The organism is uncultured Cardiobacterium sp. (genome assembly GCF_938028825.1).
In the GTDB taxonomy this organism is placed as follows: domain Bacteria; phylum Pseudomonadota; class Gammaproteobacteria; order Cardiobacteriales; family Cardiobacteriaceae; genus Cardiobacterium.
In genome coordinates this window covers 24,580-46,036 of record NZ_CALIZP010000047.1, presented here as the reverse complement: position 1 = coordinate 46,036, position 21,457 = coordinate 24,580, and the positions used below count along the sequence as shown (strand labels likewise).

The following is a 21,457-nucleotide window of genomic DNA, read 5'->3' as shown; positions in this document are numbered from 1 at the left end:
GCGAGCACGGCGAAGTACCAGAAAAAAAGCTGCAACAGCAGCGGCACATTGCGGAACAGCTCGACATACACGGCGGCGAGTTGGCGCATCAACCAGTTGCGCGACACCCGCAACACGCCGATGACCGTGCCAAGCAACGTCGCGGCGACAATCGCGAGCAGAGACACCAGTAATGTGTTCAACAGCCCGACCACAAACACGCGGGCATAGCTGTCGCTCTCCTGATACGGAATCAAATGTTGGCTGACGGCAAAACCGGCGGGATTATCGAGAAAGGCAAAACTGAGCGTCATCCCGCGCGCGGCCATATTCGCCGCCGTATTGCGCCACAGCAGCCAGCAGGCGGCAGTCACCGCCACGAGCAGCAGCCCCTGCACCGCCCAGCGCCGTATGCGCCCTGCTATATCCATCGAAGCCTCCGCAAGAAAAAAGAAGGGGCGAACATTACACCGCGCCCGGCGGAAATGCCAATAACGGAACGTGCGGCGGCTATAACCGGCATAGGGTCGGACAAGGTGACAAATAAAGGCGCACACATGACGCAAAAGGTAAGCCATGCGATGACATCGCCGTCATTTTCCATTAGGATTGCCGCCACACGTCCACCCTCACACAATCCAGACAAGCATGAAAAAAATCATCCTCATCGCCTGCCTGCTGGCATGGCAGGGCGTCGCGGCAGCGCCCGCAAAACCCGTCGCGCACAGTGGCAAACCCGTCGCCGGGGCGAGCAAAAAAACGGCAGTCAAAGCGGCGGATAACCATAAAAACAAACCTGCCGCCAAACAAACGGCAGAAAAAAAAGCGGGAAAAAGCGCCAAACCGGCGGGAGCTGCCGCCGACAAACCCGCCCGCAAAACGGCCGCAGCCAAACCGGCGGCGAAAGCGGAAAAATCCGGCAAGGCCGTGGCGAAAAACCACAAAACGGCCACCGCCAAAGTACCGGCCAAAACACCGCCCAAAGCCTTGGGCAAAGCAGGCAAAAAGGCGGAGAAGAAAACGGCCGGGGTCGGCAAGCCCCAGGCCTCCCCGTTGAGCGGCGCCGCCAAGACCCGGCACAACGTCCTGCTGAAAGGTAAAGAATACATCGGCATCCCCTATCTGTGGGGCGGCACGACACCCAAAGGCTTCGACTGCTCCGGCCTCATCCATTACCTCTACGGCAAGCAGGGCATCAGCATCCCGCGCAACAGCCGCGAACAGTTCTCCCGCCTGCAAGCAACCAGCGACCCGCAGCCCGGCGATCTCGTCTTCTTCCGCAAGAAAGGCGTCATCAATCATGTCGGCCTCTACCTCGGCAACGGGCAAATGCTGCACGCCCCGCAGACCGGCATGTCCGTCCGCATTGAAAACATCAAGCGCGGCAAGTGGCCTGGGCGCTACGCCGGGGCGCGCAAAGTGCTGAAAGACAAATCTGCCACCGCCCTCGCGGCCAGCGGCAAGGGCAAAAAAGCGGCGGCAGGCGGCAAACTCATCGCGAAGAACGGCAAAGTGGCGGACAGCAAGGCCAAACTCGCGCAGCGCAAAATCATCGCGGCGAACGACAAGCGCCTCGCCAAGGAAAGCAAAACCATCCGCAGCAAAGGCCGCATCGTCAGCGCCCGCTGAGCTGTGCCACACCTGCCCGCGCCCGCCTCTGCGGGCGTTTTTGTTTTTGCCGCGAGCGGCGGCACCCGGCAACGACGCCGCCCGGCGGGATTTTGTCGTGCATGACGGGTTCCGGTATCACGCGTCCCGGCAGAAGGCGGCGGCGCGGGCGGTTTTCCATTTGTCCGGGCGATATATCACCTGCGCTTATTGTTGTATCTGCTTATTAGTTAACATCATGTTTACTCGCCGTTTTTTTCAACAGCGGACCACCCCGCCATACGGTAATCCCGCCGTCATGCTACAATCCGCGCGGTTTGTGCGCCGGAGCACATCAACTGTCTGCGTAAACTATCTGCATATTTTTCGGAGAAAACACTAGATGAAAAAAGATATTGACCCGCAAGAGACCCGTGAATGGCTGGCATCGCTGGCCAGTGTGTTGCGTGAGGAGGGCGAAGAACGCGCCCACTTCATCATCGAGACGCTGCTGGAACAGGCGGCGCGCGACGGTCTGGGTTTCACCAGCGGCTTTACCACCCCTTATTACAATACGATTCCGGTCGAACGCCAGCCTGCCTATCCGGGCGATTTGGCGCTGGAAAAACGCATCGAGGCTTATATCCGCTGGAACGCGCTGGCGATGGTCATCCGCGCCGGCAAGCACACCAATGTCGGCGGCCACATCGCCAGCTTTGCTTCTTCGGCGGTGATGTACGAGGTCGGGCAGAACCACTTCTGGCACGGGCAGGACGGCGATCAGGGCGGCGATCTGGTTTTCTTCCAGGGACACAGCGCGCCGGGGATGTACGCCCGCGCCTTCCTCGAAGGCCGCCTGAGCGAAGAGCAGCTTGACAATTACCGCCAGGAAACCGGCGGCAACGGGTTGTCTTCCTATCCGCACCCGTGGCTGATGCCGCATTTCTGGCAATTCCCGACGGTATCCATGGGCCTCGGCCCGATGATGGCGCTGTATCAGGCGCGTTTCATGCGTTATCTGGAAAGCCGCAACTTGATTGAGAAGAAGGGTCGCAAGGTATGGGCCTTCCTCGGCGACGGCGAGATGGACGAACCGGAATCGCGCGGACAAATCGGCCTCGCCGCGCGTGAAAACCTCAACAACCTGGTCTTTGTCGTCAACTGCAACCTGCAACGCCTGGACGGCCCGGTACGCGGCAACGGCAAGATTGTGCAGGAACTCGAAGGCGAGTTCCGTGGTGCCGGCTGGGATGTCATCAAGGTGCTGTGGGACAGCAACTGGGACAAAATCTTCGCCCGCGATGTGGACGGCGTCTTGCGCAAGCGCATGATGGAAGTCGTGGACGGCGATTATCAGACGTATAAATCGAAGAACGGCGCCTATGTGCGCGAGCATTTCTTCAATTCGCTGGAATTGAAGGCGCTGGTGGCCGACATGACCGATGATGAAATCTGGGCGCTGCAACGCGGCGGTCATGACCCGCTCAAGGTCTATGCCGCATACAAGGCGGCGCAGGAAAGCGGCAAGCCGACGCTGCTCCTGATGCACACGGTCAAGGGTTATGCGATGGGCGGTTCCGCCGAGTCGCAAAACGTCGCGCACCAGTCGAAGAAGATGGATGTGCAGCAGTTGCTTGCCTTCCGCGACCGTTTCAACCTGCCGCTGACCGACGAGCAGGTCGAGAAGGTGGAATATCTGAAATTCGCCGACGGTTCGCCGGAGCAGGAATATTTGCTGGCCCGCCGCCGCGCACTGCAAGGTTTCGTGCCGTCGCGCAATGACCGCGCCCCGTCCCTGCCCGTACCGCCGCTGGACATGTTCGCCGCCGTCACCGCCGCCACCAGGGAAGGCCGCGAAATTTCCACCACGATGGCATTTGTCCGTGTGTTGAGCGCCCTGATGAAAGACAAGGAGCTGGGCAAGCGCGTCGTGCCGATCGTGCCGGACGAATTCCGCACCTTCGGCATGGAAGGCATGTTCCGCCAATACGGCATCTGGAACCCGCTCGGCCAGCTATACACGCCGTCCGACGCCGACCAGTTGATGTACTACAAGGAATCCGCCGATGGGCAAATCCTGCAAGAAGGCATTAACGAAGCGGGCGCGATGTGCGACTGGATTGCCGCTGCGACGGCATACAGTGTGCACGGCGTGGCGATGATTCCCTTCCTCATCTATTACTCGATGTTCGGCTTCCAGCGCTTCGGCGACTTCGCCTGGGCGGCGGGCGACCAACGTTCGCGCGGCTTCCTGCTCGGCGGCACTGCCGGGCGCACCACCCTGAACGGCGAGGGTCTGCAACACGAAGACGGCCACAGCCACATGCAGGCCGCGCTGGTTCCGAACTGCATCCCGTACGACCCCACCTTCGCCTATGAAGTCGCGGTCATCGTGCGTGACGGCCTGCGCCGCATGTATGCCGAGCATGAAGACGTGTACTACTACATCACCCTGCTCAACGAAAACTACCCGCATCCCGAAATGCCGCAAGGCAGCGCGGAAGGCATCCTCAAGGGTTTGCACCCGATTGCCGCGCACAAGGGCAGCAAGGGACACGTGCAGTTGATGGGTTCCGGTTCCATCCTGATAGAAGTGCTGGAAGGTGCCAAATTGCTGGCGGATGAATGGGGTATCGGTTCCGATGTATGGAGCGCTACCTCCTTCACCCTGCTCGCGCGTGAGGCCGCCGATGTCGAGCGCTACAACCGCCTGCATCCGGAAAGCAAACCGCGCACCGCCTACCTCAACGAAGTGCTGCACGGCAAGGAAGGCCCGATTGTCGTCTCGACCGACTACATCCGCGCCTATCCCGACCAGATTCGCGCCTATCTGCCGAAAGAGCGCGACATGCTGGTCCTCGGCACCGACGGCTACGGCCGTTCCGATACGCGCGAAGCCCTGCGCAGCCACTTTGAAGTGAACCGCCACCACGTCGTTGTCGCCGCGCTGAAAGCGCTGGCCGGCCAGGGCAAGGCAACCGCTGCCGATGTGAAAAAAGCCATCGAAAAATATGGCATCGATACCGAAGACAAGTATTCCTTGTACCGTTAATTCCAGAAGAGAAACAGGATATTGAAATGAGCAATGAAATCCGCATCCCCGACATTGGCGATTTTGACGCCGTTGATGTCATCGAAGTATTGATCAAGGCCGGCGACAACGTCGAAGTCGGCCAGTCCGTGCTGGTGCTGGAATCCGACAAAGCCTCCATGGAAGTTCCGGCGGAAATCGCCGGGAAAGTGGAGCGGGTTGCCATCCGCGTTGGCGACAAAGTCAAACAGGGCGACCTGGTCGCCACCGTCAGCGGGGGTGGCGCAGCCGCCGCTCCGGCAGCGGCACCTGTGGCAGAAGCTCCGAAACCTGCCGCCCCCGAAACACCCAAACCGGCAGCACCGGCACCCGCCCCGGCCGCCGCCCCCGCTCCGGCACCTGCTCCCGCACAGACTGCCACCAACGACAAAATCGATGAAGCCGCTTTCGCTACCGCCCATGCCAGCCCGTCCATGCGCAAATTTGCGCGCGAAATGAACGTGGATCTCGGCAAGGTGCAAGGCACCGGCCCACGCGGACGCATCCTCGAAGCCGACATCAAGGCCCACGTCAAGCGCCTCCTCGCAGACGGCGCGCCCGTAGGCGGTGCCGCCGTCAGCGGCGGCAGCGGCATCCCGCCGGTGCCTGCCGTCGATTTCTCGCAATTCGGCGCCATCGAAGAACAGGCGCTGTCACGCATCAACGTGCTGACCGGGGCGGCAATGATCCGCTGCTGGCTGAACATCCCGCATGTCACCCAGCACGACTACGCCGACATCACCGAGCTGGAAGCCTTCCGCGTCTCGCTCAAGGCCGAAGCGGAAAAACGCGGGGTCCGCGTCACCATGCTGGCCTTCCTGATGAAAGCCCTGACCAGCGCCCTGAAAGAACTGCCACGCTTCAACGCGTCGCTGTCGCCGGATGGCAAGACGCTGATTCTGAAAAAGTATTACAACATCGGAATCGCCGTTGACACGCCGAACGGCCTGGTTGTCCCGGTCATCCGCGACGTGGACAAAAAAGGCATCTTCGAACTGTCCAGCGATCTCGCTGCCATCAGCAAAAAGGCGCGCGACGGCAAACTGACCCCGAAAGACATGTCCGGCGCGTCCATGACCATATCCAGCCTCGGCGGCATCGGTGGAACCTTCTTCACGCCGATCGTCAATTCCCCCGAAGTGGCGATCCTCGGTGTCTCCCGCTCGGCGATGCAGCCGGTGTGGAACGGCAAAGATTTTGTCCCGCGCTTGATGCTGCCCATGTCCCTGTCCTATGATCATCGTGTAATAGATGGAGCGCTGGGGGCGAGAATGACGACCTTGCTCGCGCAAATCCTCGGCGATATGAAGCGAACCCTGCTGTAACAGGAAGACATGAAACGGCTTATCCGTATTGCTACCGTCACCGCTTTCGTGGCGGTAGCTTGTTCATTTTGGGCAAGCGGCAGGAACCTGCCGCAAATTTTGCGCGCGGCAGTCGTCAAGGATCCGCAGGTCGTCGAAGCGCAGGCCAACCAGCGCGTGGCCCAAAGCACCCTAGAACAGACGGAAGCCGAACTGTGGCCGAAAGTACGGGCCGGTGTGAACCAGCCCGTCCTCAATACCGGCGGCAGTTACAAATTCACCCCCGGCGTCGAAGCCGACTGGCGCCTCTACGATTTTGGCGCGACCAGGGCGGGCATCGAACGCGACCGCGTCAAAACCCAATACTACAAACACAAAACCAACGAAACCGCAGAGGAGCTGGCATTCCAGATCGCTTCCGACTACCTCGAAGCCTTGCAGGCGCGTGAATCGCTGCGGGTTGCCAAAGAAAACCTGGCGCGGCACGACCATATCGTCAAACAGTTGCGCATCATCCTCGAATACGACCCCGGCCGCCGTTCCGAATTTACCCAGGCGGAGGCGCGGCAAATACAAGTACAAGAAACCATCATCAGCTACGAGCGGGCATTGGGGCTCGCGTTGCGCCGTCTGGCGCGCTACGTTGACCCGCCCGTGACCGAAGGCGAACTGGCCGACCCGTTCGCCGAGATGCCGATTACCGATCTCCTCAACAAGTACAAAGTCAGCGAAGAAGACGCCTTGGCGCACCCCAGCTACCGTGCCCAGGCGCGCGAACTGGAAAGCATCCAGGCGGCGCTGAAAGCGGCGGAACGCTCGCGTTACCCGGCCGTCGGCCTGAAAGCCGAGGCCAATACCAACGACTCTTCCGTCTATCTCACCATGTCGGTGGATGTCTTCAACAAGGCAACCACGCCGACCATCGAATTGCAACGCCACCAGGCCCAGGCGGCGCAGGCCAAGCTGGATCAAATCCACGACAGCCTGGTGCAGCGCGCCGAAGTTGCCGCATTGCAAATGCGCGAAGACCAGTCACGCATCGAAATCAGCGAATCGCAGGCGCGCGCCCTCGAACAGGTTGTGGTGGACTACGAAGACCAGTTCAAAATCGCCACCCGTACCCTGCTGGACGTAGTAAACGCATACAGCGAACTGGCCAGCGTCAAGCAACTGCGCGTGCAGGCGCAATACGACCTGATGAAGGCCAAACTCGACTACCTCTCTGCCACCGGCAATCTGGCGCAATGGGCGAAAATTCCCGACGTCAGCAAAGCGGGCGAACCCGAAAAAGCGGATAAAGACGGTAAGGACGGCAAGGACAAGAAAAAGGACGGCAAGGACAAAGCCGAACAGCCGCTGCAACTCACCTCGCTGGGCGAAGACAGCGACGAAACCGCCACCCTTGACCTCGAATCCTTCACCGGCGGCGAAGAAGACGGCAGCGAGCCCTACACCGGACCGGAACAGGTCTTCGTCCGCGTCAGCGATTCCGGCGAACTCATCATGGAAACCGGCGATCTCGACATCCGCAGCAAGGCGAAGCCCGCACCCGCCACCGGCAAAAAAACGCCCGGCAAAGCCGTCGCCAAAAACGGCACAAATGCCGCCCCCAAAACCACTACCCCAGCCAAAAATACCGCCGCCAAAACCGCCGGAAACAAAACGAAAAAAACTCCGCTGGCAGCGGATAACAACGAAAAAGTCACCAACAAAAACAAAACCGCCGCCCCCCGGCGGCGACGCTGACCCGACGACCCCCACAAACAACCAAAAGGAAAAGGCATTCCATGCAAGCCCTGCTCGAACACATCAGCCTGCTCACCCGCCTCATGGGTACCCCGCTCGCCAGCGTGACCCTGGCAACCCTGACCCCGCGCGACCAGGTCGGCGACTTCGACTTCCGCGAACTGTCCGAAGTGCTGAAATACCAGGGCTTCGACAACTACCTGCAAGAGCGCCCGCTGCGCAAAATCCCCAATCTCGTCCTGCCCGCCGTCATCATGCTGCGCGACAACGAAGCCGCCGTGCTGAAAAAAATCGAGGGCGACGAAGCACTGGTGGAATTTGCCGGCATGGGTGAAAAACGCATCGCCCTGGCCGACCTGCAAAGCCAGTACCTCGGCTACACCTGGTTCATCAAGCCCAAAGCCGAGAAAGACGTGCGCTCCGAGCTGCCCGAATACGAGCTGCCGAAAGGCTGGTTCTGGCGCGTCATCTGGCGCTTCCGCCGCTACTACTACCAGGTCATCGTCGCCACCTTCATCATCAACTTCCTCGCGCTGGTCAGCTCGCTCTACGTCATGAACGTCTATGACCGCGTCATCCCCAACAAATCCATGGAAACCCTGTGGGTGCTGAGTATCGGCGTGACGCTTGCCATCACCTTCGAATTCATCGCCAAACTCATCCGGGGGCACCTCACCGACATCGCCGGCAAAAAAGCCGACCTCATCATCTCATCCGCGCTTTTCCGCCGCGTCATGCAACTGCGCATGGCGGACAAGCCTGCCTCCTCCGGCTCTTATGCCAACAACTTACGCGACTTCGAATCCGTGCGCGACTTCATGACCAGCGCCAGCCTGCTCGCCTTCGTCGATATGCCGTTCTTCCTCCTCTTCATCTCGGTGATGCACATGGTCGCCGGGCAGCTCGCCGTGGTGCCGCTCACCATCATTCCGGTGGTCATCCTCGCCGGGGTCATCGCGCAAGTGCCGCTGTCGCGTTCCATCAACGAATCCATGCGCGAATCCTCGCAGCGGCAGGGCCTGGCGGTTGAAGCCGTCGAAGGCATCGAAACCCTGAAAGCCAACAACGCGTTCAGCTGGGCGCAGCGCCGCTGGGACGCCTACACCGCGAAAACCTCGGCATCGAGCATCAAAACCCGCGACATCAGCAACTTCGTCACCAGCTTCTCCGCCGCCGTGCAGCAGCTCAACACCGTCATCCTCGTCGTTTACGGCACTTACCTCATCCACGCCGACAACCCGCATGACCGCATCACCATGGGCGCGCTCATCGCCTGCGTCATCCTCTCCGGCCGCGCCCTCGGCCCCGTTGCGCAAATCGCGGGGCTCGCCGTGCGTTTCCAGCAGGCGCGCCTCGCCCTGCACGGCGTGAACAACATCACCAACCGCCCGATAGAGCGCCACGCCGACCGCCAATACATCACCCTCGACCACCCGCAAGGCAAAATCACCTTCGAAAACGTCAACTTCGCCTACGGTAAAGAAGGCAAGCGCGTGCTCGACAACCTCAGCGTCAACATCCGCGCCGGGGAAAAAGTCGCCATCCTCGGCCGCATCGGCAGCGGTAAATCCACCCTGCTCAAACTCGCCTCCGGCCTGTACGAACCGCAGAAAGGGCTGGTCGCCCTGGATGATGTGGACGAGCGGCAAATCGACCCCTACTACCTGCGCAACACCGTCGCCTTCCTCGCCCAATCGCCGCGCCTCTTCCTCGGCAGCCTGCGCGACAACCTCGACCTCGCCCGCGCCGACAGCTTTTACAGCGACGAAATCCTCCTGAACGCCCTGAAACGCTTCGGCCTCGAACGCCTCATCCAGTCGCACCCGCACGGTCTCGACATGCAGCTTGGCGAAAACGGCGCCGGACTCTCCGGCGGCCAGCAGCAAATCGTCAACCTCGCGCGCCTCACCCTGCGCAATCCGCGCGTCGTCCTCCTTGACGAACCCACCAGCGGACTCGATCAAAACACCGAACAGCAAGTCCTGCGTGCGCTCGCCGACTGGGTGCGTGACCGCACCATGATCGTCGTCACCCACCGTCCGCAAATCCTCATGCTGGTGGATCGCATCATCGTCATGGAACAGGGGCAAATCGTCATGGACGGCCCGAAACAGGCCGTCCTCGACCGCCTGAGCGGCAAGCCCGCCAGCCCGCCGCCACAGCCGGGCGGTCAAACCGTCATTGCCGGCCACGGCAAACAGGAAAACATCTGAGGCACATATGGCACTTAGGAAAAAACAGAAACTGTCGCAAAGAGACCTGAAACTCGTCAGCGACCTCAACGCCGCCCTGCAAGAAGAAAAACATCGCGGCCTGTGGTGGAGCATCTTCTTCCTCGCCACCTTCCTCACCGCCTTCGTCATCTGGGCCTACAACAACGAGCTCGAAGAAGTCACGCGCGGCCAGGGTTCCATCATCCCCAGCAGCCGCCTGCAAGTCATCCAGAGCCTGGACCCCGGCATCCTCGCCGAATTGCACGTCAAAGAAGGCGACCAGGTCGAAGCGGGCGATGTCCTCGTCACCATTGACGACACCCGCAGCTCCGCCGTCCTGCGCGAAAGCGAAGCCAAAGTCGTCAACCTCGAAGCCATGCTGGCGCGTTATCGCAGCGAAGCCTACGACAAACCGCTCAAATTCCCCGACATTGTTTCCAAAGAACTGCGCGACCGCGAAACCAGCGCCTACAAGGCGCGGCGCAAAGCGCTGGACGAAGCCGTGACCGGCCTGCAACAAAGCAAACGCATCCTCGACGAACAAATCCGCCGCACCGCCGCGATGGTCAAGCGCGGCGTCTCCTCCGAAATCGAACTCCTGCGCATGCAGCGCGAATCCGCCGACCTCGCCCTGCAAATCAACGAACGGCGCAACCAGTACAAAACCGAAGCCAACAACGAACTCGTGCGCACCGAAGCCGAACTCGCCCAGGCGCGGGAGAACCTCGCCATGCACGCCGATCCGGTCGAACGCTCCAAAATCCGCTCGCCCGTGCGCGGCATCGTCAACAACATCAAAGTCACCACCGTCGGCGGCGTCATCAGCGCCGGGCAGGACATCATGGAAATCGTGCCGATGGACGACACCCTGCTGGTGCAGGCCTACATCCGCCCGCAGGACGTTGCCTTCGTCCGCCCCGGCCTGCCTGCCGTCGTCAAACTCTCCGCTTACGACTACGCCATCTATGGCGGCCTGGACGGCACCGTTACCCTCATCAGCCCCGACACCCTCACCGACGAACGCCGCCGCAGCGAACTCAACCTCGACGCCAACCAGTCCTACTACCGCGTCCTCGTTGAAACCAAAGATAGCCGCCTCACCGACAAAAACGGCAAAGAACTGCGCATCATCCCCGGCATGGTCGCCACCGTGGACATCAAAACCGGCAAAAAAACCGTCTTCCAGTACCTCATCAAACCCATCACCCGGATGAAACAGGCACTGCAAGAACGCTGAACGCGACAAGGAAGCCGTCCACCCGGGCGGCTTTTTCATTCACCCCATCAGGAACAACCCATGCAAACCTCCCGCCGCACCGCCCTCCTTGCCACCCTGCTCGCCGCCCTGCTTGCCGCTTGCAGCACCGTACCAGGCGAGACCGCCCGCCCCGAAGTTACCACCGCCGGCAACATCGTGCAAACCGCCAAAGCCGGCGAACGCCTCGGCACCGAATGGGGCGACGAAATCGCCTCGCGCGTGCAGGAAACCTACGGCCTGCACCGCACCACCACGACCCCCATCGCCGAAAACCACATCCACTACGCCGCCAAAGCATACCGGGGGCGCAGCATCCTCAGCATCGCACTCGCCGCCGGGAAAATCGCCCTCAGCGTCGAAGACGAACGCGGTGCCAAACTGCCGCTCTACCGTGACCGCGACCACCACTACCTGCAAGGCAAAAAAGGCGGGACCTACCGCCTGCACTACACAAACAACAGCAACAGCACCTACGAAATCGTCGCCAGCGTGGACGGGCTGAACGTGCTGAACGGCCGTGCCGCCGGGCGGCAAGACGCGGGCTACGTCCTGCGCCCGCACGGCAGCCTCACCATCGAAGGCTTCCGCAAAGACGACAACACTGTCGCCGCCTTCACCTTCGGCGCGCCGCACGATGCCTACGCCGCCCACAGCGCCTACGGCAGCGTACAAAACACCGGCATCATCGGCACCGTGGTGTACGAACTGCAAGACGACAACCCGCGCGCACCCAACGCCTTCCCCGCCGACGGCCGCTACGCCCCGCCGCCCGCACGCTGATCCGGCAGCGGTATAGTCCGCCGCCGCAGACAGGACAAATCAATACGGCAAGGCGGCGCAACACCTTTACGGCTTTTAGATATTTGACGATAAAAACGGCGGTGGACGCGCTGCCCAACACCGCCCCTTCCGGCGGCGGGAAGGGGCGGTAGCCCGTCTGCCGCTTATAACCAAAGCGCATCACCGCCGAACCATTCCGCCTTTCCCTTCACCGCGCGGCATCGGTAGAGTACGCAGGAAAATTGTCCAATCATCATGAGCATTCACATGAACACACCGCTGACCCCCGAACTGCTCGCGCAGCTACAACACCTTTCCGCACAACAGCTCGCCTTCCTCGCCGGATACGCCTGGGCGAAAAGCGAAGGCGGGGCAGTCGCCGCCGCCCCCGTTCCTGCCGCCGCTGCCGCAACCGCAGCGCCTGCCGCCGCACCGGTGGCGCGCCGCGTTACCGTCATCTCCGCCTCGCAGACCGGCAACGCGCGCAAAGTCGCCGGGCAACTCGCCGACAAACTTGCCGCCGCCGGGGTTGCCGTGCAGCACGTCCACGCTGCCGACTACAAACCGAAGCAGCTTGCCGACGAAGACATCGTCTGCATCGTTACCTCCACCCAGGGCGAGGGCGAACCGCCGGAAGAAGCGGTACCGCTCTACAAACTGCTGAACGGCAAAAAAGCGCCGAAACTCGATCATCTCGCCTTTGCCGTGCTCGGCCTCGGCGATTCCAGCTACCCCGACTTCTGCCAGGCGGGGCGCGATTTCGACCGCCTGCTCGGCCAATGCGGCGCGGCGCGCCTCGCCGACCCCGGCATCTGCGACCTCGACTATCAGGCGACTGCCACCGCCTGGATTGACGCCGCCGCTGCCACCATCGCCGCCCTGGGCGGTGGCAGCGCGGGTGCATCCGGCGGGGCGGCGGCGACAGCGGCAACCGCCGCCGCAGGCACCGGCGCGACTTACAGCAAAGAACAGCCCTTCACCGCCAGCCTCGGCGCGCGGCAGAAAATCACCGCGCGGCAGACGGATAAAAACGTCGCCCACATCGAAATCGACCTCGGCGGCAGCGGCATCACCTATCAGGCGGGCGACGCCCTCGGCGTCTGGCCGGAAAACGATCCGGCGCTGGTCGAGGAAATCCTGCAACTGACCGGGGCGGACGGCGACGCCGTGGTGGACGGCCAACCGCTGCGCGGGCTGCTCACCCACGCGCGCGACATCACGCAGAGCACCCCGCAATTCGTGCAGCAATACGCGGCGCTGACCGGCAACGACGCGCTGCAAACCCTCGCCGCCGACCGCGACGCGCTCACCGCCTACCTCGCCGCCACTCCGCCGGTCGGCATCCTCGCCGAACACCCCGCGCCCGTCGCCGCCGCCGACCTCGCCGCCCTCTTCCGCGCGCAGACCCCGCGCCTCTACTCCATCGCGTCCAGCCAGGACGAAGTGGGCGACGAAGTGCACCTCACCGTCGGCGTCGTCGAATACGACCACCACGGCAACCACTACACCGGCGCCGCTTCCGGCTACCTCGGCACGCGGCTCGCCGAAGGCGGCGCCGTGCGCGTCTTCATCGAACCGAACGCCAATTTCCGCCTGCCCGCAGACGGTGCAACCCCCATCATCATGATCGGCGCGGGCACCGGCGTCGCCCCCTTCCGCGCCTTCATGCAGGCGCGCGCCGCCACCGGTGCCACGGGCGACAACTGGCTCATCTTCGGCAACCGCCGCTTCACCGACGACTTCCTCTACCAGAGCGAATGGCTGCAATACCGCAAAGACGGCATCCTCACCCGCGCCGACCTCGCCTGGAGCCGCCAGGGTGCGGAAAAAGAATACGTGCAGCACAAAATTGCCGACAACGCGGGTGAGCTGTGGGCGTGGCTGCAACGCGGCGCGCATGTGTACGTCTGCGGCGACGCGGCGCGCATGGCGCGCGATGTCGAACACGCCCTCATCGACGCCATCGCCCGCGAAGGCGGCATGAGCGCGGACGATGCGGAAGAATACCTCGACAACCTGCGCACAGAACGCCGCTACCAGCGGGATGTGTACTGATACCAAAATCAAAAACAACTTGCCGCAGGGCGGGCGGTCGCCCGCCGAAACCATGCGGATGGCGGGCGACCACCCGCCCTGCGGACATCGTTTTAATTCTTGGGATTGGTCTTCGTACACGACAAAAAAAATCCTTCATCCCGTTTTCTCCCTGACCGCCAATATAGCTAATTAGCTTGTTTCTTCATACAGCATTGATGCCAAACTTGCCGCATTTACGCAGCATTCAGGTTGGATTTGTATGAAGGATTAAGAGCATTAGCTATAAGATGTCGGAAAACCCGCTGAAGTTTGGCATGGCGTGCGTCTTCGTAAAACTTGCACTTTGCTATATTTTTCAGCGGGTTTCATTTTTTTGTCGTGTATGAAGACCAATCCCAAGAAATAAAACCGGGTTTGTAAATACTGTAGCTAATGCTCTTAATCTTTCATACAAACTTTCCCTGAATACTGCGTAGATGCGATAAGCTTGGCATCAATGCCGTTAAAAAACAAGATGATTAGCTATATTAGGCCTTAACAGTGTCAAGCATCACCCGCGCCACCGTATCGCCGACACGGCGCTGCTCGAAATAAGCAATCGGCAATTGCAGCAAATGGCGGTACAACCGCGCGCCCAATTCCACATCAATCCGGCTGGTCGTATTGGGCAAAAATATAAGTGCGCAGGCCGCCGAGAACCACCTCGAACAAGGTAACGACAATAAAAGCGACGGTAATCACATCCAGCGTACTGAAACCGCGATGCACCAACACCTTGTCCATCACCACCTGAAAAAAGAGCGGCGTAATCAGGGCAAACAACTGAATGACGACCGAAACCGCCAGCACCTCCAAAAAAATCCGGCGGTATTTAATCACCGCCGGAATGAACCAGGTGAAATCGAATTTGGCGAGCGAACCCAAGACCGAGGCGCGCGAAGCGACAAGAATCAATTTGCCGGAATAACGCGCGGCAAATTCCGCCGCCGACAAATGCAGCGCTTTGCCCGTCACCAAATCCTGAATCAAAAATTGCTCGCCCTCAATCCGCGCCAGAATGAAATGCTGCCCGTCCTCACGCCACACCAGCGCGGGCAGGGCGAGCAGGTGCAGGCGCGACGCCGCGCGCGAAACGAGGCGCGCTTTCAGGCCGAGATGACGGGCGGCAAGCAACCACTCCTCCTGCTGCAAATCGCGCCCGTTGGCGGCAAAACGGTGCAGCAAATCGCCGCCGCTTGCCGCCACACCATGCACATGCGCCATGATGAGCAGGGCGTTCAGGGCGGGCGCGGGCGGCGGGGCATTGCCCGCATCGGGCACAGGCGGCGTGGTGACAGGTGGTTGAGTCATGGCAATCCTTTTATCACGTGTGGAAAGGCGTGGAATTTTCGGGGAAAAGGCGGGCAGTGGCAAGGGCAAGCGAAAAAACGAAGCGACCCTTACGGGTCGCTTGCTTCCGCCATTACGGCTTGAGATTCGGCAAAAGCGGCGGCACCGGCGGATTATCCGGCGTCATCAGGTTATCCAGCGGTTGCGCGCCGGATGCCGCCATCGCCTGCGTCAGCACCTGTGCCTGCCGTGCGGCTTCCGCCGCATAGCGGTCTTGCACGAGGTTGGCGCGCGGTGGGTTATTGTTGCTCTGCACCAGCTTGTTAATCGCGTCGTAATCCAGCGTACTGCCGTCGGCGAAGCGGATTTCATCAATGCGCGCGGCGGTTTTTCCGTTATCGCGGAAATGATCCAATACCGTGACCTGATTGTTGGCACGTTTTTTACTGACAAGCAGCAGGTTGTCGCCGACCCTGCGGAAAATCAGGTCTTGCTGTTGCAGATCTGTGAAATCAATGCGGTCGTATTGGCTGCCGAACAGCATATTTTGATTACTCTTGTTTTGAACAATATCTTGTCCAAAATCGCCATCAAACCGGTAAATATCGTTACCTTCATAGCCCGATAGTTTGTCATTGCCCTCGCTGCCATTGAGGGTGTCATTGCCAATACTGCCAAACAGTTTGTCATTACCCGCTTCACCATAAAGCAGGTCATCACCCAAACTGCCATCGAGGTCATCATCGCCATCGCCGCCAAATAGCGCATCGTTGCCGCTATCGCCGAAGAGACGATCATTATCTGCACCGCCGTACAATTTGTCATTCCCGTCGCCGCCATCAAGGAAATCTTTTCCGGCATCGCCGTAGAGCTTGTCATCACCATCTTCGCCGCGCAGATAATCGTCACCCGCATTGCCGCTCAATGTATCGTTACCCTCTTCACCAAAAAGGTTGTCGTTGCCGATATTGCCGATGATGGTGTCATTACCGGCACCGGCATACAGCACACTACCTTCAGGCTTGGCATAAAGGTGATCATCGTCGGAAGTGCCATTTTGCAATATGGCTTTGATATCGTCGGCAGATAATGTCATATCCGAGAAACGGATAAAGTTGATGTAATGACTGTTTTTTCCTTTATTGGAGAAATTGTCATATACCGCAACACTCTGCCCATCCTGGGTTCGCAGCGATAAATTATTCCCGATACGCATGATAGTGACATCGCTGCGCTTGCGGTCGGTAAATTCAATAATATCGCAGCGATCAGTACGGTAGTCATAATTAGCAATATCGAAGTTATAAATACCGTCATTACCGAATTGCCCGCTGAAACGGTAAATATCATCACCTTTTCCGCCGGCGAGCGAGTCATGACCAGGTCCACCCTCAATAATGTCATTGCCATCTTTGCCATCCAGTCGGTCATTACCGGCATTTCCGCTGATGTGGTCTGCGCCATCCGTGCCCTGCAAATTATCATTGCCCACTGTCCCCTGAATCCGGTTGAGGGGCACGGCGGCTATCGTCAGATTAAACGCCTGCCTCGCTTGCGCACCCGCTTTGTCGGTCGCGGTTACGGCGATGCGGTAGGTGCTGGCTTTGGCTTCTTTTGGCAAGGTAGCGCTGAATTGTCCGGTTTTGCTGTCGAATTTGAGCCATGAGGGCAGCGGCTGACCATTATCCAATTTCGCGCTGAGGGTTAGCGTGTCGCCTTTGTCGATGTCGCGGAAGGCATCCGCCGGCAGGCGGTATTGCCACGGTTTGCCGCCCGTACCCTGCTGTTCGGCCAGTGCCGTGCCGACCTGCGGCGCGTCGTTGACGTTCACCACTTCCAGCGCGAAGTCTTGCGCAGCACTGCCACCTTTGCCGTCATTCGCAGTCACGCGGATGGAGAGATTGCCCACGTCGTCATTGTCCGGCGTGCCGCTGAAAATGCGTTTTTCTGCGTCAAAGTGCAGCCATTCGGGCAGGGCTTTGCCGTCGGCGAGGGTGGCAGTGTAGCTGAGGGCTACGTTGTCGGGATTGGTAAAGGCATTATCCGGCAAGGCGAAATTGAGCGGGCTTTTTTCGTCCACTCTCTGCGCAGCGACTGCTTTGCCTGCCTGCGGCGGTCTTTTTGTGGTCGGTGGAGTGGGCGGCGTCGGCGGATTGGGATCATCCGGTTGCGGCGGGTTATCGCCGCCGTCCGGCAGACCGGAGAGATGCAGGCCGTAATCGCCGTTGGCGAAGTTCAGCACGTTGATTTTGCCGGCTTCGTCTTTATGCGAGATTTGCAGGGTCGAGCCGCTGTAGCTGATGCGCCAGCCATCAGCGGTGTTCCAAATCTTGTCGTTGCCATCACCCACCCATTGCATGGTAGCCATATTTTGCCCGTCCAGATAAACGGCATCAGGACTGCCATTGGATACCCGCTCACCCATGCCGTCATCATCAATAGTGTCAGTGGGGACGGCATCGCCATCTTCCTCGGGACGCAGGTCTGCACGGCGGATAAGATAGCTATCCGCCCCTTTGCCACCGTGCATATAGTCGCTGCCCGTGCCGCCGGTGATGGTGTCATTACCACGCTGGGCATCTATCCGGTCATTACCCGCGCCACCATCAATGGTGTCGTCATAGCTGCCTTTGGCATCAATCTGTTCATGATTTTTGACACGCCAGCGAATGCCTTTTTTCAGCACGATACGCGTCTCGCCAAAATCTGCATATTCCCCTTCCTTTTCCGGTTGGATGGGGTTACTCCTTTTTTCCCATTCAAAAGTCATGTGGTCGGGAATGCCGACACCGGCACCGTATGTCGAGTTCGTTCCCCAGTTGACTTCTTTGCCTTCCAGCATGGTTGGACGGGAAGTAGGCAAATAATCGGCATCGCCAAAAATAATATCTTTGCCGGCACCGCCGGAAATGGTGTCATTGCCTTCGCCGCCAAAGAGCAAATCTTCCCTGTTGCTGCCATGGATGGTGTCATTATTGTATTGACCACTAATCCAGTCACCACGCCAGTCATTCTTGCCATAAGGCACGGGAATATTATAGGTATAGTTTTCATATTCATCTGCCCACAACGTATCATTACCACCACCACCGCTGATAATGTCGGTATTGGGACCGCCGGAGACAATATCGCGGTCACGCCATTTATTATCCGCATTCGGGGATACATGTTTATTGTCACCGGCTCTGACAAATTCGCGGCCTTGACCGCCGATAACCGTATCATCACCACCGGCGGTATTGACGTAATGCAGCTTGCCGTTACCGGTCGCAAAAATATCGGCATAAGCACTGCCCGCAAATTGTGAAGAAGCCGAATCACTGCCGCGTACACGTACTCCGGAAGAAGCACCACCGGCATCATAAGAGTAGAAGGTATTGTCACTGCTGTGATCGGGATCCCATTTGATTTCTTCGGGTTGTTGGGGCTCTTCTTTCTTTTCTTCAACGACTTTCAGACCCAGAGAACCTCTCCCTTCCCCTGTCCAAGCTTTTGTATTCTCGTTTTGACTATTTAAGTCTGCTCGAAAATATTTTTTGATAACGGCAATATCTTCAGGGTTACTGAGAGACCATATTTTTAAATCATTTCCCACTCGATAAGCGGCAAACTTATCATCTTTTTTGCCATCTTCATCTGAGCTATACCATGTGTTATCGTCTTTTTTTATAAAGTACTGAACCCGCTCTGCATCATCCTTAGTGCCAAAGAAGATTTCGCCATCCAGGTCATTATCAATAACAATGTCTTTATCCTTGATATAATAGATGTCATGATCTTCGCCACCACTGAGGACGTCATTACCTCCCCTGCCGTCCAAGATATCCTTACCCGTAGCACCCAAGATAATGTCATAGCCGGAGTTACCAATAATAATATCCTCCCCACCGCCGCCATACAGCAGGTCTCCATTACCTGTCTTTTTGGCAAGCGGCGTGCCACCTTCATGATGATTTACAATAGTTTCAACTATGTCATCATTACTTGGGTCACCATAGAAATTATTAGCCCTGTTGGTTAATGATCTGATATGATACGTACTTCTATTGCTTGCATAAGCAAGACCAGAATTTTCGATTTTAAAAAGCTCTACACTATCATTGCTCTCGCCAGGATATACCAAAGACATGGCTTCTTTGTATGAATTTTTTAGCTTTCTATCACTATCGTCTGCTAAAATCTCCAGTTTACTAAGCTCGTCATAAGTCAATTCCATATTCTCGGGGCTTTGCCATCCACTTGAAAATGTGACACCACTACGTTCCGCAAGTTTTATAAAGGCCTGAGAATAATCGAAATTACTACGGTCTTTGAGATAAATCGGATTATTTAGTATTTCTCTTTTGATAATAGTCTCAATATCTTTAATTGCCTTGTCTTTAGGAATAGGGTTTCCATGTGCATCTTGCAAAATTCCAGTTGCATTATCCTCCCAAGTTCTAAGACTGTTCTTATAACTAAACCCAAAATTACCTGCACCGTTTTCTGTGAGTTCACGGGCGACTACATATTGATAAAAAAAAGCTTCTGCTTCAGCTACTGTCATCTGCAAGGCATAATTGGCTGCCGTTTTATCATTGCCATATTGCTGATATTTCCCAATACCATGACCAACTTCATGCGCCAGAGTCTGTATGGCTACTCCCTCAGCCAGGGTAACGACGCCATCAAGATACAAGCTTGTCTTAAGTTTAGCATCATATTTAATTTTTCCGCCTTTATTTGCAAAATCATTCAGCATCCCTACCAAGGTTGGAGATTTTTGAATTAAATCAAAGGAAATCCTTGCCCCTTCAAACGCTTTACGAAACTCCGTCATAACAAGTGAACTCAGCGTGGCGTTTGCTGGATATGGACCATACGATACGAGCGGTTTGTTATTTATGTAGTCTCTCCTAATTTAACAGAAAAAAAATAGTTCTTTATCCTTTAAAATTTTTGCAGAATCAACAAGACAAATTTTAACCAATGGCAAGTAACTTGTTTCTAGCATTAGTACGAGCTTATCATCACTCTTGTCATGATTCAGCCAATAATACAAGGAATGGACGTCATAAGAGGTCGGGGACGGTATGTATAACTTGAGTCCATTGTACGGCGCCCCGTGTGCTGCCGGCGAACCTTTGATCCTTTTATATATGCCATTTTTTGCCTGCTGCTCACGTATTTTAAACTCATCGTACTTAGGCTGATCCCGGATGACTTGGGGCAAAGGTAATAATTTAGGGAACTCCCCTTTATCTATTGAGCCCGTAAGGATTCTGGCTTCAGGCAAAAGCCTTTCATAGTGAGTAGTGGTGTTAATTATAAAACACATCATTCTGCCTTGATAACAGTCGTGGAAACGATTTGCGTAAATGACATCGTTGGTACCATCATCAATATCACCCTCAATCTCTTTTGCTCTCTTTATGGATGCTTCGCTTTTGGCATCTGTGTCATAATCCAGCACGGGTATGCCCCAGGTTTTTTCCAACACATTATCGGGAACTATAAAGAGACAACGACTATCCAGATTTTCGTACATCTGCAATATCAAATCATCAATATCCTTCACCTTATGCAGCCCTTTGCATTCAGCGGGGATATGCTTTTTCAGTTCTTTGTAAGGCACTGCATCCTTTTTCCCTTCGTCTTGTGCCGAAGCAGTTAAAATCGTGAATAAGAAAAGGATGAACACGCCGATATTTCTGCCATATTTCATAGGGTATTCTCCATAAGAACCGATAACTTCCCAGCAATTTTCGTCTCCTTCAGGTGAGATAAGTATGCTCTCAATATATTATCCATAGGTTAGTATCCCTTCTTCAACATGAGCTAATCGTAGTCTATCTGCCGCACGGTAGTCTAATTGTTTTTTCTTGCATAAATTCCTTTTTCATTTGGTTTTATTTATCGATAGGCTGGATGTGCGACGGGATTACTGGGCGGCGTGGTTGCTGGGTTCGCGTCAAGCGGCGTGATTGCCGGGCTTCCAAGCGACATTGAGCAGTAGGGTTTTGTCGCTTTGCGGTTTGTCCAACCCTCCCCCATTGGGGGAGGGGCTTTTTTTGTCGTGTACGAGGTGAAGGATTAAGAACATTAGCTATATAGTGAATCAAGCTGGAAATAGTACAGAATCATTATTTCTGCCGTAGGTAGGGAATTCAAGTAA

The 21,457-nt window shown here is 57.4% G+C and carries 12 protein-coding genes and 1 pseudogene; 8 read left to right on the top strand and 5 right to left on the bottom strand.

Going from position 1 to position 21,457, the window contains the following annotated elements; all coding sequences use genetic code 11:
* Window positions 1-410, bottom strand: a 410-nt coding sequence (locus Q0562_RS07480; protein ID WP_366144732.1) for an ABC transporter permease subunit, incomplete at its 3' end; no start/stop codon positions are given.
* 217 nt (window positions 411-627) lie between these two features.
* Between Q0562_RS07480 and Q0562_RS07475 the strand changes: the two genes are divergently transcribed.
* Entirely contained in the window at window positions 628-1,608 is a 981-nt protein-coding gene (locus Q0562_RS07475) for a C40 family peptidase (RefSeq protein ID WP_298643145.1), read from the top strand.
* Here Q0562_RS07475 and Q0562_RS07470 read toward each other — a convergent pair.
* The gene (locus tag Q0562_RS07470; protein WP_298643143.1) at window positions 1,595-1,768 is read right to left on the bottom strand and encodes a hypothetical protein; all 174 of its coding nucleotides are present in this window, start codon (window positions 1,766-1,768) and stop codon (window positions 1,595-1,597) included. The genes Q0562_RS07475 and Q0562_RS07470 overlap by 14 nt on opposite strands.
* Window positions 1,769-1,969: 201 nt before the next feature.
* Here Q0562_RS07470 and aceE point away from each other — a divergent pair, with 201 nt between their 5' ends.
* The 7 genes from aceE to Q0562_RS07435 all read left to right on the top strand — a co-directional run bounded on the left by aceE (window position 1,970) and on the right by Q0562_RS07435 (window position 13,992).
* A complete protein-coding gene (gene aceE / locus Q0562_RS07465; RefSeq protein WP_298643141.1) occupies window positions 1,970-4,618 on the top strand; it encodes a pyruvate dehydrogenase (acetyl-transferring), homodimeric type in 2,649 nt (882 codons plus the stop codon).
* Between the two features lie 26 nt (window positions 4,619-4,644).
* Entirely contained in the window at window positions 4,645-5,961 is a 1,317-nt protein-coding gene (aceF, locus tag Q0562_RS07460) for a dihydrolipoyllysine-residue acetyltransferase (RefSeq protein WP_298643140.1), read from the top strand.
* Window positions 5,962-5,970: 9 nt separating this feature from the next.
* Entirely contained in the window at window positions 5,971-7,686 is a 1,716-nt protein-coding gene (locus tag Q0562_RS07455; protein ID WP_298643138.1) for a TolC family protein, read from the top strand.
* Window positions 7,687-7,727: 41 nt separating this feature from the next.
* A complete protein-coding gene (locus Q0562_RS07450) occupies window positions 7,728-9,899 on the top strand; it encodes a type I secretion system permease/ATPase (RefSeq protein WP_298643137.1) in 2,172 nt (723 codons plus the stop codon).
* A 7-nt stretch (window positions 9,900-9,906) separates the two neighbouring features.
* Window positions 9,907-11,136: an HlyD family type I secretion periplasmic adaptor subunit gene (locus Q0562_RS07445; protein ID WP_298643135.1), complete on the top strand. Its 1,230-nt coding sequence runs from the start codon at window positions 9,907-9,909 to the stop codon at window positions 11,134-11,136.
* A gap of 60 nt (window positions 11,137-11,196) precedes the next feature.
* Window positions 11,197-11,937, top strand: a complete 741-nt coding sequence (locus Q0562_RS07440) for a hypothetical protein (RefSeq protein ID WP_298643134.1) — start codon at window positions 11,197-11,199, stop codon at window positions 11,935-11,937.
* 267 nt (window positions 11,938-12,204) lie between these two features.
* The gene (locus tag Q0562_RS07435) at window positions 12,205-13,992 is read left to right on the top strand and encodes an assimilatory sulfite reductase (NADPH) flavoprotein subunit (protein WP_298643132.1); all 1,788 of its coding nucleotides are present in this window, start codon (window positions 12,205-12,207) and stop codon (window positions 13,990-13,992) included.
* Window positions 13,993-14,525: 533 nt separating this feature from the next.
* On the opposite strand, the pseudogene Q0562_RS07425 reads toward Q0562_RS07435, so the two are convergent.
* The 3 genes and pseudogenes from Q0562_RS07425 to Q0562_RS07415 form a co-directional block, all read right to left on the bottom strand.
* Window positions 14,526-15,237: pseudogene (locus Q0562_RS07425) on the bottom strand (ABC transporter transmembrane domain-containing protein); the annotation flags it as partial.
* 199 nt (window positions 15,238-15,436) lie between these two features.
* Window positions 15,437-20,122 carry a putative Ig domain-containing protein gene (locus tag Q0562_RS07420; protein ID WP_298643128.1) on the bottom strand — a complete coding sequence of 1,562 codons (4,686 nt, stop codon included), beginning with the start codon at window positions 20,120-20,122 and terminating at the stop codon, window positions 15,437-15,439.
* An 81-nt stretch (window positions 20,123-20,203) separates the two neighbouring features.
* Window positions 20,204-21,007 carry a hypothetical protein gene (locus Q0562_RS07415; protein ID WP_298643126.1) on the bottom strand — a complete coding sequence of 268 codons (804 nt, stop codon included), beginning with the start codon at window positions 21,005-21,007 and terminating at the stop codon, window positions 20,204-20,206.
* Window positions 21,008-21,457: the final 450 nt, after the last annotated feature.

What these genes read in the sequence shown, in the direction of transcription:
- Q0562_RS07475 (WP_298643145.1), top strand. Translation starts at nt 628, where the DNA reads ATGAAAAAAATCATCCTCATCGCCTGCCTGCTGGCATGGCAGGGCGTC.
- Q0562_RS07470 (WP_298643143.1), bottom strand. Translation starts at nt 1,768, where the DNA reads ATGGAAAACCGCCCGCGCCGCCGCCTTCTGCCGGGACGCGTGATACCG.
- aceE (WP_298643141.1), top strand. Translation starts at nt 1,970, where the DNA reads ATGAAAAAAGATATTGACCCGCAAGAGACCCGTGAATGGCTGGCATCG.
- aceF (WP_298643140.1), top strand. Translation starts at nt 4,645, where the DNA reads ATGAGCAATGAAATCCGCATCCCCGACATTGGCGATTTTGACGCCGTT.
- Q0562_RS07455 (WP_298643138.1), top strand. Translation starts at nt 5,971, where the DNA reads ATGAAACGGCTTATCCGTATTGCTACCGTCACCGCTTTCGTGGCGGTA.
- Q0562_RS07450 (WP_298643137.1), top strand. Translation starts at nt 7,728, where the DNA reads ATGCAAGCCCTGCTCGAACACATCAGCCTGCTCACCCGCCTCATGGGT.
- Q0562_RS07445 (WP_298643135.1), top strand. Translation starts at nt 9,907, where the DNA reads ATGGCACTTAGGAAAAAACAGAAACTGTCGCAAAGAGACCTGAAACTC.
- Q0562_RS07440 (WP_298643134.1), top strand. Translation starts at nt 11,197, where the DNA reads ATGCAAACCTCCCGCCGCACCGCCCTCCTTGCCACCCTGCTCGCCGCC.
- Q0562_RS07435 (WP_298643132.1), top strand. Translation starts at nt 12,205, where the DNA reads ATGAACACACCGCTGACCCCCGAACTGCTCGCGCAGCTACAACACCTT.
- Q0562_RS07420 (WP_298643128.1), bottom strand. Translation starts at nt 20,122, where the DNA reads ATGACGGAGTTTCGTAAAGCGTTTGAAGGGGCAAGGATTTCCTTTGAT.
- Q0562_RS07415 (WP_298643126.1), bottom strand. Translation starts at nt 21,007, where the DNA reads ATGAAATATGGCAGAAATATCGGCGTGTTCATCCTTTTCTTATTCACG.